Here is a 17495-nt window from a genome sequence, read left to right on the forward strand (position 1 = left end):
TTATTTATAATCCAAAAATTCAATCATTCTAACTAAAAAAGTTTTTGTATCCTGTAAATTCCATTTCTGCTCTGAACGAAAAAGGTAATACATTCCACTTACTTCAACCCAATTTAAATTCACTTGAGACACTATGTAATATAACGCTTGCTGTAACAACCCTGTGTAGCTATTACTATTGAAAAACATCTGTTCAGGTATATTCCAGACCAAACATTCTATCAAATATGAAGAAATGCGTTCGTTTGTCAATCCTAGCTCCTGCATCTCGTTCTTAATATGCTTCATAATCCTAACTAAATATTTATATTTATAGTGAGTAGATTTATTCTTAGAGATACCATTTTGTATATGAACTTTAGGATAATTAATTACTTCATAATTTCCGTTTGAGGTAAAAAATTTGATGCCTTCAACAAATTTTTCAGATGACCTGCTACCAATATATCTATAATTTCGATATTGAAAACATGGGACTACATCTGCATTTACGTGATATGAGTTAGAATTAATATTGATACACTTATTGCCAATAGAAACTGATTCTGCACCAAATTTTGAAATTAACGCTTTAATCACTTCGTTTTTAAATACATTAGCATTGGTGCTGCTACTAGAGTAATTATAGTCTAGGTCCGATAACCCATCTACATACTCACAATAAAATAAAGATTTCACCATGATACAGATATCAATGTCGCTATTTTTCTTTACATTCGTATTATTTGCATAAGAACCTTGGGCAAAAATTTCATATTCATACTTTGAAGAGAGCCCACTCCTTTCTATTGCATCTTTAATCATTCCAATAGTATTTTCAACCCGTGTTTCTTCAGTGGCAGATAACGGCTTAATCCATGATTGTAATGCTTCTTCAGAATATCTCATTATAAAACAACTCCATTTTAGTTTTTTGGTTAATTCATAAAAAGTAACCGATATTAAAAAAATCCTACATATAATTATACCACTAAACAAGAAAAAAGGCTGCAAACATAGTGAACTATACTATGCCTACAGCCTTATAAATCAACTTCTGTTCCTTCCAAAAATCTAACGGTTATCTGTCCATCCTCCGAAATCAAAATACTATCTAGTACCTGACACATCTCAAAGGAATCATATTCCCAACACTCCTTATTTATCAATTCAGCCAGTAACACACTGTAATGCTTTTCTAATAACTGGTTTTCTTCCAAGATCTTATTCCACTTTCCATGCAACAAATCCATATTCTCACTCAGTAGTTTAACTGCCATCATTACAGCTTTCTCTAGTGTTCCCTCATCGATATGGTTATTCTGACAACCAATCTGTCCCTTTACCTTATAACGGTTGTTACACTGCCAAACTTTACGTTTGCCACGACTGGTCGTCCAGTTCTTACGTCCAAAAGCTGAACCGCATTCTGCACAGAACACCTTGGTAGTAAAAGGGTTGTCCTCATTTTGCATGATGTAGAAGAAATTGAAAAAGAAAATAGACTTCAGACAGCTATTGATGTTGTCAGAGAACAGTTTGGCTTTTTAGCCATACAAAAAGGAACCGTCCTAACTGAAGGTTCCTAAAATATTGAACGCAGTAAACTTATTGGCGGTCATTCCGCTGGTGGATTGGAGGGATTAAAATGATTGACCGTTCATCCTTACCATTTCAGTCAGCAAGAGAGTACCAGGATACAAAGATGCAAAAATGGATGGGCTTTTTCCTATCTGAACATGCATCAGCACTCTCTGATGATACAAACAAAGTAACGTACATGTCTGACTTATCACTAGAGAAGAAATTATTACTCCTCAGTCAAGTATACGCCGGGCAGCTACGCACACGCATTCAAGTGATTGAAAAAAACAAGCGTGTTTCCTACACTGGAACAATACCAAGTCTGACCAAAGATTTCATTTTGATAAAAACTACAACAGGTCACATCAATTTGAAATTAAAAGACATTATTAGTATTGAACTTGTCGAGGAGGTGCTCTATGAATCAGCTTGAGTTTCAGCGTAATCACCTACAAATGGACTATTATAGCGAGAGCTACCAAGATTTTGAACGTGACTTCTACCGCTACTCTAACATGAATATTCCATTGACCTTCCTAACTGATGATATCCTAAAAACAATGGCGACTTCACGTAAGAATTACTTTGTCCTCAATAAGGAAAAGTCCAGAGATAACCGCGATCACTTCTTCATATTTGAAGTAAGTACCGTAGATGAGAATCCGCTAATCTATCATTATACATATAAGAAAACTACAATATATTTAGCAGAAAAATAGGAGCAGTTCAATTGACTGTTCCTATTTTTAATATTCATAAAATCTAAAGTCTTTATACTCTTTAACAATGGAGTCGCCAACCAGAACAGACTATACTGACCAGCGACTACCTTAAATTTAATGTTTCAGATTTATTTTCTTATCTCTAATTTCATAAACTACATCTGCTACATTTTCGAGTAATCGTTTATCGTGGGTGATAAACACGATAGTTCCGGTGTACTCCTTCATTAGTATTTCCAAAGCCTCTAAACTTGGTATGTCAAGGAAGTTACTGGGTTCATCCATTATTAGGATGTTATATCTACCCATGAGCATTTTAGCAAGCAACAATTTTATAATTTCTCCACCGCTTAAAACAGATAAACTTTTTCCAATATCGTTCTGTTTGAACCCCATAGATGCTAGCACTGAACGAATTTCTGATATATTGTAGTCACAATCCTTCTGCATAAACTCCATAACATTCTGATTACTGTTGTACTTGTAACCATTCTGTGCAAAGTAACCTATTTTTGCCTTAGGCGAAATAGAAATTCCTTCTTCATGGTTTAAGATCATTTGGATTAAAGTTGTTTTTCCGATTCCATTACCACCAGTTAACGCCACTTTTGCTCCTAACGGAATTTGAAAAGATGCATTTTCAAACAGAGCCTTATCCCCAAATACTTTATTAATTTCTGCACCGACTATAGGGTATGGATTATGGAGCTCCAATGCTTTACTTTGCCTGAAACGAATTCTGCGAATGCCTTCCGGAGCTTCTACTTTTCCTAAGGCCGCAATCCTGTGCTCTAGGGTTTTAGCAGCATTATACATCTTTTTTTCCTTACTTCCTATTGATTTTTGATGAGCTAAACGCCCTCCGTCTTCAGTACTTTTTTTCTTTGAAGAACCTTTTGCCTTCTGTTCTATTTTACGAGCCTGTTTTCGCTTTTCCTCCGCAGCCCTTTCCAATCGGGCACGTTCCGCAATAAATTGTTCGTATTCTGCAGCTTGGCTCTTACGTTCTTCCTCTTTCTGACGAAGATAATCAGAATAGTTTCCCCAATACTCAGTGATTTTGCCATCTTTCAGTTCCCATATTTTATCTACTATTTCATCAAGAAAATAGCGGTCATGGCTAATAACTAACAGTGCACCTGTAAAATATTTTAGCTGTCCTATTAGAAAATCAATTCCTTCACGGTCTAAATGGCTCGTAGGTTCATCCGCTAAAATACCATGAACCTGTGCCGATAAGGCCTGTGCTATTTTAAGCCTTGTTTCTTCACCACCGCTCATAGTCTGTATATTTAATTGCTCAACACCTAGCTTGCCTACAAGTGCAAAATCTTTTTCCTCCTGCAGAGTTACTTCGTCCAACTGGGGAATATAGGCAAGTTCACCCAGACGATTCATTTTACATCCTGGGGGAGTTAATTCTCCTAAAAGTACCCTGAGTAAAGTGCTTTTTCCAGCACCATTTGCTCCTACTAAACCAATACGGTCATAATCATATACTTCTAATTCATTTATATCTAAAACATCGCGTCCTTTGAATTCCACACGAATGTCTTTTGCTTTTAATATTAATTCCATAACATTTCCTCCTGTCTATAATCGCATGCTTTCATTTGCTTGTATGCAGGGAAAACCCTGCGATTTTAGCAGGAAGAGTTACATGAAAATAAGATACATAAATATTCCTCCAATATTGTTTATTTTAAATCTAATTTTCTAACCTCAGTTATCATTTGGCAAACTATAGCAATGCCAATAATTAAAATACCTGATAGTAAAAACCAATGATTTACACCGATTTTATCAGCAAAGAATCCAGAAAGAATTAACCCAATTGGCATAGCAAGTGACATGATACTTCCGATCAAAGAAAATACACGTCCTAAATATTCAGGCTTAATTTTCTCCTGAAAAAGAGCTGTTTGCACACCGCTATAAAATGGCACCGAAAGCCCCATTATTGCACAGCAAACTACGAATATTACAAATCCATTTGGAGGAAGTATTCCCGAAACGGCTAAACTGGTCCCCATTATAAAAAATGAACTTGTTATTAGTAATACATGCTTTTCGAAGCCCCCTAATCTTCCTAATAATAAGCCTCCTGCTAGCATCCCAAATGCAAAGGAAATTTCCGTAATAGAAATATGCACAGGCGTTCCATTAAAGTGTTCCATGCTTATTAAAGGAAATAGTGCATTGATTGGCATATAAACAAAAGTATATAGTGTTCCTAAGAGTAATAAGGCAAACAATCCTTTGTTTTGTCTCAGAACCACAACTCCTTCTTTCATCTCCCTTATGAAATTTGGTTCTAAACTTTGCACTTGATTACCCAGCTTAGGTATACGTACAATTGCTACCGTAATAGATGCAATCACAGCACCCAATACGTCGATGGCAATAATAGCATTTAAATCCCAAACGGAGTATAAGAGTGCTGCAACTGCCGGACTAACAATATAGCTTATAGACTGCAAAGACTGACTATAGCCTGCGCATTTCGTTAGCTGTTCTTCTGGTACTAAAAGTGGTGTAACCGCATTGAGTGCTGGGGTATGAAAAGCTGTTCCAATGCTACGGATAAACAATACTATCATAATCATCCAGACAGGTAGCTCCATACAGAATGCAACAATAGCAAGCACTGCACCAGCTGCTGCGATAATTAAATCGGCACCAATCATTATCTTCTTCCTATCATGACGATCCACTAGCACACCAATGGCAGGTCCCAAAATCGCATAGGGTAAAAAACCTACTAATGAAGCCATAGACAAGACCATCGCAGATCCTGTTTTTTCTGTAAGGTAAAAAATAATCGCCATTTGCAGGATGGCACTAGTGATTAATGATACTGCTTGCCCTGCCCATATTGCATAAAATTTTCGTTTCCAATTGTTGTATTTTTCCATTTATATTATCTCCTGCATATTATTTTGCTTGAATTTCTATTTTGAATAGCATTCTAGGCAATAAAAAATGCAGGCCAAACCCCACAATGTGGCTTTTGGTCTGCATACATACAATTTGGAAACATTCATATTAAAGACATAGTTAAATAAAGGTATAGTTAAATAACCAATATCCTCACCGTAACTAATGAATGCTCAATATCGTATAAATAAGCACAACAAAAAAGCCTATCATCGGGTATAGATTCTGCTTTTTTTATTGCCAGCTTATCTTAAACGCATTGAGGCTGTCATAGTTTCGGTTCCTCCTACATCTTTGTTTATATCAATTTATAGTATAACACAAAAAGATGATATGTTCAATATAAAAGTTATGGAATGAGACTCATACTTCCAATTCGATGCCAGATTTAAAGGATATGACGAAGTTTTCTTCATAGACTGTAACGCTCTGGATTATCTTCCTTAGTAGCAAGCGATTAGCTTTCACAAAATCTTCTGTTTGTAGTTTTAAAAATTCATCAGGATTTTCTAACTCAACCTCAAAATATTTCATTTTACATTCCCTCATTTCATTTATTGATAAATTGAGTTTGCAAAAAAGAGTGGACAATTTTTGTCTACTCTTAACCTTTAAAATAGTTTTTTTTAATCGATTTGAAGTTGCCTAAATTATTACTTATTCGGTAAAATGAAGTATTGCTTTCAACAGATTTCCTTCAACTACACTTCACTTGATTCAAACAAGGTGGGTACATTTCTATTCCCACAAACTCCTTGTCAATGGAAACAAACACGTACCCACAGGGTAAATGGAAATAGAAACTGATAATTTCTAGCTATCACTTCTACTCATTCCAAAAATTTTCTCACTCTGATACTTACCCACCATAAAGCAAAAAGCCTTGCAATCAAGGCTTTCATTATCCCTTTCGTTCAAAGGTTTCTAAGCTTTTACGAGCAGAGCAACACACTCAGCGGTTCGCTATCTCCGTTCTGTCTGCGTGCTAGCACTTGTCAATCACGGACAGCTATCGCATGGGCGGAAGTAAATGCTAATCTTCGTCGTTTTACTCCTTGACTAGCAAACTTACCGCCTCAACATGATGAGTTTGAGGGAATAAGTCAACCGGCTGGACTTTCTTCAATTCATATCCCAATTCTTGGTAGAGTTTGATATCACGCGCCATAGTAGCGACATTGCAGGAGATATAGGCAATGCGATCAGCTCCTGTTTGAGCGCTTGCTTTGATAAAGCTTTCTGTGAGTCCTTTTCTTGGTGGGTCCACTAGGATAAGACTTGGTTGAATTCCTTCCTTGAGCCAATTTTTCATAGCATTTTCAGCTGTGTCACAGACATAGTGGGCGTTTGAAATATTGTTCAGCTGAGCATTCTTTTTGCTATTCTCAACCGCTTCTGGAATCACTTCGACACCATAGACTTCCTTGACATGTTTCGCAACAGAAAGACCAATCGTCCCGATACCAGAATAGGCATCAATGACCACATCATCTTCTTTTAATTCAGCAAAATCAATGGCTGTTTGATAAAGTTTTTCAGCCATTTCAGTATTGACTTGGTAAAATGCTGGTCCAGCGATTTGGTAGTCATTTCCCAACATCTGGTCAGTGATAAAGTCTTGTCCATAAAGTGTGCGCCATTCTTTACCAAAAATAGCATTGGTGTTTTGGTCGTTGATATTTTGCATAACAGACACAATCTCTGGGAACTGCTTGATTAGTTGTTCAATCAATTGCTCCACACGAAAAACTTTGGGACGAGTTGTAACCAAGATAACCATGATTTGTCCAGAATAGTGTCCACGACGCACCACAAGATTTCGAATCAAGCCAGATTGTTCCTTTTCATCATAAGGTTTCAAATCATAACGACGAAGCAAATCTCGAAGAACTACCACAACTTGGTCAATGACAGGATCTTGGATAAAGAAATCTTCTAGAGGCATGAGATCATGCGAATTCTTACGGAAAAATCCTGTTTCCAAGACACCATTAACACGACGAACAGGCACCTGCGCCTTGTTGCGGTACTTGATTGGATTTTTCATACCCAAAGTTTCAGCAACCTCTATATCATCAATTCCAGCAATCTTGTAGAGACTATCCTTAACTTGCTTGGTTTTAAACTTGAGCTGTTCTGGGTAGGCAAGATGACCTAAATCCGCGATTCCTGAACGCAGGTAAGCCAAATCTAGATCTTGATTACGGTGTGGTGACGGGACAAGGTATTCTTCCACTTTCCCAAAACCAATCTTTTTATTAACCTTGAGAACTCGCATGAGAATTTTTTCACTCGGTAATGCATTCTCAACAAAAAATACCAAGCCATCTACCTTGGCAACTCCTGCCCCTTCATGGGTCAAGTCAACAATTTCAACTTCTACAATATCATTTTTCTTTAACATTCTCTTCTCTTTCTATTGGCCGACAAAAAAGACGGCAACGTTACGGTTACCATCTATTATACCATGAAATTTCTTAAGAACCAAAACTCTTGAAGAAGTTGACAATGGCTTGCCAGAGGGAGCTTAAGAAGTTACCACCGTCCTCTAGCGCCTTATCAGCATCAAAGTTAAGGTTGATATTTTTAAAACTGTCGCCAGCTTGTGAAACAATACTTTGTTTCAGGTCATTCAAGGTTTTAGTGAAGTCTGTATTGCTGAGGATATCACTCTTTGAGAGATTCAAAGCAAAATTGATGATGATATTGATCTGGTTTCCTGTTATAACCTGATCAAGTTTGTAATTTTTCAAGGTATCTTCAACAATTTTACGAACATCTTCCTCTGTCAGATTTCCCTTGCTTTCTTTAGCTTTGGCGAGTCCTGACTTGATATCGGCTAGGGCAACGTTTAATTTATTAGCATCATAGCCAGTTTTGTCCTTGTTTTCAGCATTAATATCTGACAAAGCCTTCAACTCTTCTTGAGCCAAATCTTTATTGGCTTGCGGTACCTTGGCTCCATTAGCCTCTAGCGAATAATAAATCCCTGCTAAAGCACTTTCTCCTGTAACTGGAATGGGGGCTGCTACAGTGATTTTGGCGTGTTCCACACCCAAAGTTACGGCTGCATTTCGGTACATATCCTGAGTCACCTTAGTGATGTTTTCTGGTGTTTCAATCTTGACCTCAAGTGGCGACTTGTCACCTAGTTTTTGAATCTTGGCTGATGAATACAACTGTAAACTAGAGTCATTAGCCACATTCATAATCTTAGAATAGACATCAGGTGTCATGGTCTTGAGTTCTTTGGTGTCTGTTGAGGCATTGTAGCCTAGTTTTTTAAGGGTTTGATTTTTTTGGTCTTCAGACAATGAAGAACCTAGGACATATTCGGGTTGGACGTAGGTTTCATCGATAACTTTTTGAACATCTGTTGCTGCATGGACGCTATTCATAGCTGTTACTGCCCACAAAACCGCAGCACTGGTCAGAAAGAGTTTCTTTCTCATAGGGAATTCCCTCCTTTACCTTTCTAGAGTAATATATCTATCTTAAAGAAAACTTATAACAAAAACACCTGGACTAGCCAGATGTTGAAAAGAGAGTGAAACATTTGATGATGTAAAGGTTGAGTTGTACCTGTCTAGAATAGTAATAGTTTCCTCCATTTACATAGAGTTCGGCTCCATGGAAAATGGAAATGGGGTGAATATAACTATAAGTCTTTCCAGTGGTATTGCCAAGCAAGGGAGCAACAGTCTCACGAGAATATTGTTTGGCCAGTGCTAGGGTGTTTTCCTTGCCGTTTTGGGCGATAAAATCGATATAGGCAGGTCCAAAATTATAGGCTTGAACAGCCGTCCAGACATCAACACCCTTCTTCTGGGCCAGATAGAGATTATCTGTCAGAGTTTGAACGCCTTGCCGAATGCTAGAGGCATTATCATTGATGGTGTTGGTGGAACCACTTGCAGACTCACTAGACTGCATGACGTCGCCTTCTTTTCCTTTTGTTTCAGTATAAATCATAGCGAGCACAAGCTCTTCGTTTGCTGGGGTATCTTTTTCACTCAAGATTTCTCGCACCATGGGTTGATAGGTCATGACTTGCTTGACATCTTGGTGAATACGGTAAGCTTTATATCCAGCAAAAAGGAAGACTGCTAGTACAAGCACTCTTCGAATTCGTTTAAACATTATTTACTTTGGATATCCTCGATATTTTTGATTAAGATAGAATAGGTTCCATTGTCATTTTGGATAAACTCAACAGACTCGGCGTCTTGATAGACATTATTGGGAACGATGAGCTCAATTCCATTTGACAAGGATAGTTTTTGGTTTTCAAATTTCTTTAATTGGCGACTGGCATCAATTTCATCAAATTGAACTGGTTCTGGTACGGCTTCTTTGACTTGGTCAATAAAGCTCAAACGAGCAGTCAGATTGTTGTCAAAAAGGTCGTTGGCCAATTTTTCAGGTGACAACTCATTGCTTTCTTCTAAGTTGTTGAAAATCGCTGATTTGACCTTGGATTGAAATTGAAAATCATCTGTGTTAAAAGTCTCAGCAATTCTCTGGGCCGTTTTTTCCAGTTTTTTGATAGATTTCTTAGGTGAAATTTTAGGGGCGACGGCTAGGAGATTATCTGAAAAATAATTCAAAAAAGTCCCGTTATACTTGATTCGTTTTTCAATCAGATGGTACTTGCGGCTCTGAAGATTGACCACCAAGGCTTCGTCAGCACCCGTTCCAAATCCAGGTAAGTTATTTTGAGTCAGCTTGATTGGATTATCAACTTCTCCTCCGAGGTGGGTCAGGGTCTCCCGCAGGGCAATTCGTAAGAAAGCAAAATGTTCTACACCTTCTTTAGAAAATTGCACAAAAATCAAGTCATTGGTCTTGAGATTTTCAGAAATACTGAACTCTTCTTTCCAGAGATTAGCCAGTGTTACTGATGTCTCCAACAAATCGTCTGTGATATGATTGAAGAAGGGATTTTCTTCCTCGAAAATCCCAGTCTTGGCTTCATCTGAATACACACGTTCAATTTTTCTACGCAGGTATTCTTCGATTTTTGGAGTGATATTGAGAAACTTATCCGCTAGGAACAGCTCGGTATCATCCGGGCTAAACTGATGGATAATGGCTTTCTTAATATAAATGTCCATAAAAGTTTTAGTCCTCGTATAGTGGGAAGGCATCTGTCAATTCTTTAACCGCACTTCTCACTTCTTCTAAGACAGCTTCATTTTCTGCATTTTTAAGGGTTTTAATGATGAGCTCAGCCACTTTGCGACTTTCTTCTTCACCAAATCCACGTGCAGTAATAGCTGCTGCTCCGATACGAATCCCACTAGTCTTGAATGGTGACAAGGTTTCGTAAGGGATTGAGTTTTTATTTAAGGTAATATTGACTTCATCCAGCAAGTTTTGAGCAACTTTTCCGTTTTCTACAACCTTAGTCACATCCACTAGGAAGAGGTGGTTTTCAGTCCCGCCAGAAATGATACGGAAATCAGGGTCTTGCAAGAAGACATCTGCCATAGCCTTACTGTTTTTGATAACATTAGCAGCGTATTCCTTGAAGGCTGGATCCAAAACTTCTTTGAAGGAAACAGCTTTAGCTGCCACAACGTGCTCCAAAGGACCACCCTGAATACCAGGGAAAATAGCTGAATTGATTTTCTTAGCTAAATCTTCATCATTGGTCAAAATCAAACCACCACGAGGGCCACGAAGGGTTTTGTGGGTTGTGGTTGTCGTGATATGAGCGTATGGTACTGGGCTTGGATGTAGACCAGCAGCAACCAAACCAGCGATATGAGCCATATCTACCATAAGTTTAGCCCCAACAGCGTCCGCAATTTCACGGAATTTTGAAAAGTCGATAATTTGAGAATAGGCTGAAGCACCTGCTACGATCAATTTTGGTTTTACTTCTTGGGCTTGTTTCAAGATAGCATCAAAATCTAAGAGTTCCGTTTCAGGATCAACACTGTAAGAAACAAAGTTGTAGGTTTGACCTGAGAAGCTAACTGGAGCTCCGTGGGTCAAGTGTCCACCTGCTGCCAAATCCATCCCCATAACGGTATCACCCGGCTCAATCAAGGCCATGTAAGCCGCACAGTTGGCTTGGCTTCCTGAGTGTGGTTGGACATTGGCAAATTTAGCACCAAAAATTTCTTTTGCACGTTCAATAGCTAGACTTTCTACCACATCTACTACATCTGTTCCACCATAATAACGGCGACCTGGGTAGCCTTCGGCGTATTTATTCGTCAAGATAGACCCTTGAGCTGCCATAACAGCCTTGGAAACTACGTTTTCCGAAGCAATCAACTCAATGTTGTTTTGTTGTCGTTCTTCTTCTTTGGCAATAGCATTCCAGAGATCAGCATCGTATGCTTTAAAATCATCTTTGTCAAAAATCATAGGTCTTCTCCTTTATTGTGTGACTAGTCCATTAGTTTAATTTTCTTATTAGAAAATCAAACTAAAAGATGCGAATAAACCGTTTCTGCATTTTATCACAAGTATAACCAACTTTTTCATAAAATGCATGAGCACCCAGACGATGATCAGCAGAGTTTAAGCGGATAAACCCATAACCACGTCTTTTTGCTTCTTCTTCCAACCCTTGTAATAAGCTTTTACCAATACCTTGACCTTGCGCTTGAGGTGAAACTGCTAAAGCTAAAATATTAAATCCTGCCTTAGAATAAAGTGATTCATAGACCTCAGCGTGGACATATCCAAGCAAGGCATGACTAGCTTCATCCTCATAAGCAAGTAGGAAATGATGGGAATCCTGAGATAATCTAGCTAGTTGACTAGCTGTGTCCTCTGGACTAAAAGAATAGCCCAAAGCTTCTTGGTTGATTTCACATATCGCTTTCACATCTGTTTCTTGCAAACCTCTTAGCATCTCATTCCTCCTCAAAAGAAATCTCTGGCAACCTAGCAAGAATATCTTCTCGCTTAATGACCCCTTGGCGTAAGATTTTCACCTTGTCTCCAGACAAGTCCACGATAGTTGAATCCTGTCCAGTTAGAAAAGCATCGTCTTCTAGACCCAAAACCTCTTGGTCAAAATCCTTCAGAATTTGTTCAAAGGTCACTCCACTTGCCTGACCTGAAATATTGGCAGACGGCCCAATCAAGGGACCTGTCTCTCGAATCAAATCAAGGGTAATGGGATGACTCGGCATCCGAAATCCAACAGTTGCAAGGTCAGAATTGACCCAATAGGGAACTCGGTCATTGGCTTCAAGGATAATGGTCAAGGGACCTGGTAAAAAGGTCTCTACAAGTTTTTGAAGATAAGTTGGCTGATTCTTTGAAAAATGCAAGATATCCTCTAAAGAGGCAATATTGAGATTGAGTGCCTTGTCTCTGGGACGACGTTTGAGTTGGTAAACATGGTTAACTGCTTCTTCGTCTAGAGCCTTGGCAAAGAGACCGTAAACTGTCTCCGTAGGTAAGACAACTGCACCACCCTTTTCTAACTCTTGTCTAATCCTGTCTATCATCAATCACGACCATCCTATCTTGACCAAATTGGTCCTTGAGTGTTCGAACTCTTTTTTCAGGAAGATGTTTCCTAAAAAGTTCAGGAACACTTTGACCTTGCTTGTAACCAATTTCAAGGTAAATCTTACCACCATCTTTGAGATAGTCTTTTGCATCTTCCGCAATTCTACGGTAAATAGCTAGGCCATCCTCGTCTGCAAAGAGAGCTAGATGAGGCTCCGAATGCAAAACATTCAAGCCGACCTCTGACTCATCTTCACGAGAGATATAGGGTGGATTGGAAACAATTATATCATATTTTTCAGAAATTTCTGTAAAACAGTCAGATTTTTTTAAAAATATTTGAAGATTTTGATTTTTAGCATTTTCGTTAGCTAAATCTAAAGCATCTTGGGAAATATCTGCTGCTGTCACTGACCAATCTGGTCTTTTTTTTGCTAGAGCGAGAGCAATAGCTCCACTACCTGTCCCGATATCTAGGACCTTAAGATTTTCTTCAGAATTTTCAGCCAGGATAAGCTTGACTAATTCCTCTGTCTCTGGACGAGGGATCAATACTCGCTCATCAACTTTTAACTGCATTCCGAAGAATTCTGCATGACCAATGATATACTGTGCCGGTTTATGAGTTGCTAACTGTTGGAAAATTCCTTTTACAAATACTTCTTCCTCTTCCGTCACTACCTGCTGAAGAGCAAAAACAAAGTCTGTAAAAGAGAGATTTTTCAGGCTACGATAGACAAAAGAGAGGCTTTCAGCTTCCTCTCCTTGTCTTATCAATTCTTCTTCAAAATCTGAAAATAATTGAGCTAATTTCATTATTTGTTTAATTCTTCTAATTTTTGTGTTTGGTCATAAAGCACCAAGGCATCCACAACTTCGTCCAATTTACCAGACAAAATGGTATCTAGTTTTTGGAGGGTTAAACCGATACGGTGGTCCGTCACACGGTTTTGTGGGAAGTTATAAGTACGAATCCGTTCTGAACGGTCCCCAGTACCGATTGTCGACTTACGCTCAGCGTCTTGTTCATCTTGTGCAATCTGAGCAAAGTGGTCAGCAACACGCGCACGGATGATTTTCATGGCCTTCTCACGATTTTTCTGCTGGGTACGTTCTTCCTGCATCTCAACCTTGATATTGGTTGGCAAGTGAACGATACGAACGGCAGTCGCAACCTTATTGACGTTCTGTCCACCAGCACCTGATGCGTGGTAGATGTCAACACGAAGGTCTTTTGGATCAATATCGTATTCAACCTCTTCAACTTCAGGCATAACAAGAACTGTCGCTGTTGAAGTATGAACACGGCCTTGGCTTTCTGTCACAGGAACACGTTGCACACGGTGGGCACCTGATTCGTACTTAAGCTTAGAGTAAACAGACTGACCTGAAACCATGGCAACCACTTCTTTGAAACCGCCGACACCATTCATAGAGGCTTCCATAACTTCAAAGCGCCAGCCTTGGGCTTCAGCATACTTTTGATACATGGTTAGCAAATCCCCAGCGAAAAGTGCTGCCTCATCTCCACCCGCTGCTCCACGGATTTCAAGGATGATATTCTTGTCATCGTTTGGATCCTTTGGAAGAAGCAAGATTTTCAACTTTTCTTCGTATTCTTCTTTTTCAGCCTTGGCATCTTTGAGCTCTTGCTTAGCCATTTCTTCCAAGTCCGCATCTCCACCTGATTCCTTAATCATCTCTTCAGCATCAACGATGTTTTGAAGGACTTGTTTGTACTCACGGTAGGCTGTTACTGTGTCACGAGTTGAAGCCTCTTCTTTGGAAAGCTCCATGAAACGCTTGGTGTCTGAGACGACATCTGGGTCACTGAGCAACTCTCCTAATTCTTCATAACGGTCTTCTACAGCTTGTAGTTGATCATAGATGTTCATTTTTTCTCCTTATTTCTCAATTGTTAAATCATAGATTGCTACTACTTCGTTCTCGGATATTTCCCCAGTTTCTTTAAATCCATAACTGAGGTAACAAGATCTTGCATGTTCGTTTTCTGGTTCATAAGACAACCAAAGTTTATTGCTTAAACCTGCTGGCGCTGTTCGAACATAGTCTAGTACTTTATCCATAATTGGTTTAAAATATCCTTGATTTTGAAAATTCTTATCAATCATAAAACGAAATAGTAAATAATTTCCACTACTAATTCCGATCTTTTTATCATAAGCTATCATCACAAAACCTATAATTGCATCATTATCATAAACTGCCAATGGAGCTACAAAATCTCCATTTTTAGTGTAGACGTATGCTTCAGCTAAACTAATTGCGTTGGTTGCAATGAATTGTTTTTGATATTCCTTGACATCCAAATTCAAAACATCAAAATAATTTTCCATTGTAACATCTCTTAGTTCAATTGTCATAGTTTTGCTCCTTGTTAGAGGTTATCATTGGCGCAAAATAATGTTTACGGCAAACTGAGATATAGGTTTCATTTCCACCAATCTGGATCTGTTCTCCATCGTAAACTGGTAGTCCATCCTGTGTTCGCAAAACCATAGTTGCCTTTTTCTTACAATACTGACAGATGGTCTTGATTTCGTCAATCTTGTCTGCTAAGAGCAAGAGATATTTGGAACCTTCGAACAGTTCATTGCGAAAGTCATTTTTCAAACCAAAAGCCATGACAGGTATGTCTAACTCATCAACAACACGAGCTAGGTCGTAAACATGGTGACGCTTGAGAAACTGAGCCTCATCAACTAACACACAGTATGGTTTTTCAGATAGGTTTCGGATATAGCCGAAGATATCCGTCGTTTCCTCAATCGCAATGGCAGGGCGTTTCATGCCAATACGACTCGACACATAGCCAACACCGTCACGAGTATCAAGAGCTGAGGTCATAATCACAACACCTTTTCCTTGCTCCTCATAGTTATAGGCCACCTTGAGAATCTCAATCGTCTTACCAGAGTTCATGGTCCCATAACGATAATACAACTGTGCCATGTTTCTTGCTTCACGTCCATTTCTAAATTTTTGCTACATTCTAGTATATCATAATTTTCTTAAGCTTTAAACGGCAAAATGTGGTAAAATAGAAGAAATCAAAAACTAGTGGAGGAAGACATTATGCCATTTGTACGCATCGATTTATTTGAAGGACGCACGCTCGAGCAAAAGAAAGCTCTTGCTAAGGAAGTGACGGAAGCTGTTGTCCGTAATACTGGAGCCCCTCAATCAGCTGTTCATGTCATCATCAACGACATGCCAGAAGGAACCTACTTCCCACAAGGGGAAATGCGCACCAAATAAGCTAGCTTAAGCAGAATTGCTTAGGCTTTTTCAATCTCCAAGTAGCATCCATTGAAGAAATAGTTCAAATTTGTTACAATTTGAAAAGAGACTTGGAAAAATTTCCAAGAAAAGAGCTATTTATTAAAGGAAACATTATGATTACACGTGAATTTGATACCATCGCTGCTATCTCTACTCCACTAGGTGAAGGGGCTATTGGTATTGTCCGCCTGAGCGGAACAGACAGTTTTGCGATTGCGCAAAAGATTTTTAAAGGAAAAGACTTGAGTCAGGTTGCTAGCCATACACTCAACTACGGTCACATTATTGATCCTCTGACTGGTAAAGTCATGGACGAGGTTATGGTTGGGGCTATGAAGTCTCCAAAAACCTTCACTCGTGAGGATATTATCGAGATTAACACCCACGGTGGGATTGCGGTGACTAATGAGATTCTCCAGCTAGCTATCCGTGAAGGAGCTCGATTGGCTGAACCTGGTGAATTTACCAAACGTGCCTTTCTAAATGGACGTGTGGACTTGACTCAGGCTGAAGCGGTCATGGATATCATCCGCGCCAAGACAGACAAGGCCATGAACATTGCGGTCAAACAACTTGATGGTTCCCTTTCTGATCTTATCAATAATACCCGTCAAGAAATCCTCAATACACTTGCCCAAGTCGAGGTCAATATTGATTATCCTGAGTACGACGATGTTGAGGAAGCCACTACTGCTGTTGTCCGTGAGAAGACTATGGAGTTTGAACAATTGCTAACTAATCTCCTTAGGACAGCCCGTCGCGGTAAAATCCTTCGTGAAGGAATTTCCACTGCCATTATCGGACGTCCCAACGTTGGGAAATCAAGCCTTCTCAACAACCTCTTGCGTGAAGACAAGGCAATCGTAACCGATATTGCTGGTACTACTCGAGATGTCATCGAAGAATACGTCAACATCAACGGTGTTCCTCTAAAATTGATTGACACAGCTGGTATTCGTGAAACGGATGATATCGTTGAACAAATCGGTGTTGAGCGTTCGAAAAAAGCTCTTAAGGAAGCTGACTTGGTTCTGCTAGTACTAAACGCTAGCGAGCCCTTAACTGCCCAAGACCGACAACTTCTTGAGATTAGCCAAGATACAAACCGTATTATTCTTCTTAATAAAACCGACCTGCCTGAAGCGATTGAAACTTCGGAACTACCTGAAGACGTTATTCGTATTTCAGTCCTTAAAAACCAAAATATTGATAAGATTGAAGAACGTATTAACAACCTCTTCTTTGAAAATGCTGGTTTGGTTGAGCAAGACGCAACTTACTTGTCAAATGCCCGTCATATTTCCTTGATTGAGAAGGCTGTTGAAAGCCTACAGGCTGTTAATGAAGGGCTGGAACTAGGTATGCCAGTTGACTTGCTTCAAGTTGACTTGACTCGTACTTGGGAAATCCTCGGAGAAATCACTGGGGATGCTGCTCCTGATGAACTCATCACTCAACTTTTTAGCCAATTCTGTTTAGGAAAATAAGAAA

The 17495-nt window shown here is 39.1% G+C and carries 20 protein-coding genes and 1 pseudogene; 5 read left to right on the forward strand and 16 right to left on the reverse strand.

Translation table 11 applies throughout. The features are described from left to right. Positions 1-888: a nucleotidyltransferase domain-containing protein gene (locus QM843_RS01955; RefSeq protein WP_001270697.1), complete on the reverse strand. Its 888-nt coding sequence runs from the start codon at positions 886-888 to the stop codon at positions 1-3. A gap of 134 nt (positions 889-1022) precedes the next feature. Beyond that, a complete protein-coding gene (locus tag QM843_RS01960; protein ID WP_001178677.1) occupies positions 1023-1454 on the reverse strand; it encodes a recombinase zinc ribbon domain-containing protein in 432 nt (143 codons plus the stop codon). Between QM843_RS01960 and QM843_RS01965 the strand changes: the two are divergent. The 3 genes and pseudogenes from QM843_RS01965 to QM843_RS01975 all read left to right on the forward strand — a co-directional run. Then, positions 1452-1631: pseudogene (locus QM843_RS01965) on the forward strand (Y-family DNA polymerase); the annotation flags it as partial. The gene QM843_RS01960 and the pseudogene QM843_RS01965 overlap by 3 nt on opposite strands. Beyond that, on the forward strand, positions 1628-1996 hold the full coding sequence (locus QM843_RS01970) for a hypothetical protein (protein WP_000567197.1): 369 nt from the start codon (positions 1628-1630) through the stop codon (positions 1994-1996). The pseudogene QM843_RS01965 and the gene QM843_RS01970, both read left to right, overlap by 4 nt. Further along, positions 1983-2282, forward strand: coding sequence for a DUF5960 family protein (locus tag QM843_RS01975; RefSeq protein ID WP_001072467.1), 300 nt, complete (start codon positions 1983-1985; stop codon positions 2280-2282). Before QM843_RS01970 ends, QM843_RS01975 begins: the two co-directional genes overlap by 14 nt. A gap of 117 nt (positions 2283-2399) precedes the next feature. On the opposite strand, the gene msr(D) is transcribed toward QM843_RS01975, so the two are convergent. From msr(D) to QM843_RS02045, 14 genes are all read right to left on the reverse strand, one after another. Further along, complete coding sequence (gene msr(D) / locus QM843_RS01980) at positions 2400-3863, reverse strand: ABC-F type ribosomal protection protein Msr(D) (protein ID WP_000420313.1); 1464 nt, start codon at positions 3861-3863, stop codon at positions 2400-2402. 119 nt (positions 3864-3982) lie between these two features. Further along, positions 3983-5200 (reverse strand): macrolide efflux MFS transporter Mef(A), encoded by a 1218-nt coding sequence (gene mef(A) / locus QM843_RS01985; RefSeq protein ID WP_000417519.1) that lies wholly within the window; start codon positions 5198-5200, stop codon positions 3983-3985. Positions 5201-5585: 385 nt separating this feature from the next. Further along, the gene (locus QM843_RS01990) at positions 5586-5756 is read right to left on the reverse strand and encodes a hypothetical protein (protein WP_000873143.1); all 171 of its coding nucleotides are present in this window, start codon (positions 5754-5756) and stop codon (positions 5586-5588) included. A gap of 514 nt (positions 5757-6270) precedes the next feature. Beyond that, positions 6271-7626, reverse strand: a complete 1356-nt coding sequence (gene rlmD / locus QM843_RS01995; protein WP_414304760.1) for a 23S rRNA (uracil(1939)-C(5))-methyltransferase RlmD — start codon at positions 7624-7626, stop codon at positions 6271-6273. Positions 7627-7699: 73 nt separating this feature from the next. Continuing rightward, entirely contained in the window at positions 7700-8674 is a 975-nt protein-coding gene (locus QM843_RS02000) for a DUF1002 domain-containing protein (protein WP_203213196.1), read from the reverse strand. Between the two features lie 73 nt (positions 8675-8747). Beyond that, on the reverse strand, positions 8748-9362 hold the full coding sequence (pmp23, locus tag QM843_RS02005; protein ID WP_000476368.1) for a cell wall hydrolase Pmp23: 615 nt from the start codon (positions 9360-9362) through the stop codon (positions 8748-8750). Continuing rightward, entirely contained in the window at positions 9362-10336 is a 975-nt protein-coding gene (locus QM843_RS02010; protein ID WP_414304759.1) for a nucleoid-associated protein, read from the reverse strand. Before QM843_RS02010 ends, pmp23 begins: the two co-directional genes overlap by 1 nt. Before the next feature lie 7 nt (positions 10337-10343). Further along, positions 10344-11600, reverse strand: coding sequence for a serine hydroxymethyltransferase (gene glyA / locus QM843_RS02015; protein ID WP_033677253.1), 1257 nt, complete (start codon positions 11598-11600; stop codon positions 10344-10346). Between the two features lie 61 nt (positions 11601-11661). Continuing rightward, positions 11662-12093 carry a GNAT family N-acetyltransferase gene (locus tag QM843_RS02020; protein ID WP_414304758.1) on the reverse strand — a complete coding sequence of 144 codons (432 nt, stop codon included), beginning with the start codon at positions 12091-12093 and terminating at the stop codon, positions 11662-11664. Position 12094: 1 nt separating this feature from the next. Then, the gene (locus QM843_RS02025) at positions 12095-12697 is read right to left on the reverse strand and encodes an L-threonylcarbamoyladenylate synthase (protein ID WP_061087957.1); all 603 of its coding nucleotides are present in this window, start codon (positions 12695-12697) and stop codon (positions 12095-12097) included. Then, the gene (prmC, locus tag QM843_RS02030) at positions 12681-13517 is read right to left on the reverse strand and encodes a peptide chain release factor N(5)-glutamine methyltransferase (protein ID WP_061087956.1); all 837 of its coding nucleotides are present in this window, start codon (positions 13515-13517) and stop codon (positions 12681-12683) included. Before prmC ends, QM843_RS02025 begins: the two co-directional genes overlap by 17 nt. Beyond that, the gene (prfA, locus tag QM843_RS02035) at positions 13517-14596 is read right to left on the reverse strand and encodes a peptide chain release factor 1 (RefSeq protein WP_001028815.1); all 1080 of its coding nucleotides are present in this window, start codon (positions 14594-14596) and stop codon (positions 13517-13519) included. Before prfA ends, prmC begins: the two co-directional genes overlap by 1 nt. Positions 14597-14605: 9 nt before the next feature. Then, positions 14606-15085, reverse strand: a complete 480-nt coding sequence (locus tag QM843_RS02040) for a GNAT family N-acetyltransferase (protein ID WP_033688835.1) — start codon at positions 15083-15085, stop codon at positions 14606-14608. Then, positions 15075-15674 carry a thymidine kinase gene (locus QM843_RS02045; RefSeq protein WP_414304757.1) on the reverse strand — a complete coding sequence of 200 codons (600 nt, stop codon included), beginning with the start codon at positions 15672-15674 and terminating at the stop codon, positions 15075-15077. Before QM843_RS02045 ends, QM843_RS02040 begins: the two co-directional genes overlap by 11 nt. A 123-nt stretch (positions 15675-15797) precedes the next feature. On the opposite strand from QM843_RS02045, the gene QM843_RS02050 reads away from it, so the two are divergent. Then, positions 15798-15980 carry a 4-oxalocrotonate tautomerase gene (locus QM843_RS02050; protein WP_001117401.1) on the forward strand — a complete coding sequence of 61 codons (183 nt, stop codon included), beginning with the start codon at positions 15798-15800 and terminating at the stop codon, positions 15978-15980. Between the two features lie 137 nt (positions 15981-16117). Further along, on the forward strand, positions 16118-17491 hold the full coding sequence (mnmE, locus tag QM843_RS02055; protein ID WP_261052368.1) for a tRNA uridine-5-carboxymethylaminomethyl(34) synthesis GTPase MnmE: 1374 nt from the start codon (positions 16118-16120) through the stop codon (positions 17489-17491). Positions 17492-17495: the final 4 nt, after the last annotated feature.

The organism is Streptococcus mitis, from assembly GCF_047463435.1.
Taxonomy (GTDB): domain Bacteria; phylum Bacillota; class Bacilli; order Lactobacillales; family Streptococcaceae; genus Streptococcus; species Streptococcus mitis_DS.

Excerpts from the sequence above, each read along its gene's own strand:
- QM843_RS02050 (WP_001117401.1), top strand. The coding sequence starts at position 15,798 with ATGCCATTTGTACGCATCGATTTATTTGAAGGACGCACGCTCGAGCAA.
- QM843_RS02000 (WP_203213196.1), bottom strand. The coding sequence starts at position 8,674 with ATGAGAAAGAAACTCTTTCTGACCAGTGCTGCGGTTTTGTGGGCAGTA.
- rlmD (WP_414304760.1), bottom strand. The coding sequence starts at position 7,626 with ATGTTAAAGAAAAATGATATTGTAGAAGTTGAAATTGTTGACTTGACC.
- QM843_RS02025 (WP_061087957.1), bottom strand. The coding sequence starts at position 12,697 with ATGATAGACAGGATTAGACAAGAGTTAGAAAAGGGTGGTGCAGTTGTC.
- prmC (WP_061087956.1), bottom strand. The coding sequence starts at position 13,517 with ATGAAATTAGCTCAATTATTTTCAGATTTTGAAGAAGAATTGATAAGA.
- QM843_RS01970 (WP_000567197.1), top strand. The coding sequence starts at position 1,628 with ATGATTGACCGTTCATCCTTACCATTTCAGTCAGCAAGAGAGTACCAG.
- QM843_RS01975 (WP_001072467.1), top strand. The coding sequence starts at position 1,983 with ATGAATCAGCTTGAGTTTCAGCGTAATCACCTACAAATGGACTATTAT.
- QM843_RS02020 (WP_414304758.1), bottom strand. The coding sequence starts at position 12,093 with ATGCTAAGAGGTTTGCAAGAAACAGATGTGAAAGCGATATGTGAAATC.
- QM843_RS01955 (WP_001270697.1), bottom strand. The coding sequence starts at position 888 with ATGAGATATTCTGAAGAAGCATTACAATCATGGATTAAGCCGTTATCT.
- pmp23 (WP_000476368.1), bottom strand. The coding sequence starts at position 9,362 with ATGTTTAAACGAATTCGAAGAGTGCTTGTACTAGCAGTCTTCCTTTTT.
- QM843_RS01960 (WP_001178677.1), bottom strand. The coding sequence starts at position 1,454 with ATGCAAAATGAGGACAACCCTTTTACTACCAAGGTGTTCTGTGCAGAA.
- prfA (WP_001028815.1), bottom strand. The coding sequence starts at position 14,596 with ATGAACATCTATGATCAACTACAAGCTGTAGAAGACCGTTATGAAGAA.
- QM843_RS01990 (WP_000873143.1), bottom strand. The coding sequence starts at position 5,756 with ATGAAATATTTTGAGGTTGAGTTAGAAAATCCTGATGAATTTTTAAAA.
- mnmE (WP_261052368.1), top strand. The coding sequence starts at position 16,118 with ATGATTACACGTGAATTTGATACCATCGCTGCTATCTCTACTCCACTA.
- QM843_RS02010 (WP_414304759.1), bottom strand. The coding sequence starts at position 10,336 with ATGGACATTTATATTAAGAAAGCCATTATCCATCAGTTTAGCCCGGAT.
- QM843_RS02040 (WP_033688835.1), bottom strand. The coding sequence starts at position 15,085 with ATGACAATTGAACTAAGAGATGTTACAATGGAAAATTATTTTGATGTT.
- glyA (WP_033677253.1), bottom strand. The coding sequence starts at position 11,600 with ATGATTTTTGACAAAGATGATTTTAAAGCATACGATGCTGATCTCTGG.
- QM843_RS02045 (WP_414304757.1), bottom strand. The coding sequence starts at position 15,674 with ATGGCACAGTTGTATTATCGTTATGGGACCATGAACTCTGGTAAGACG.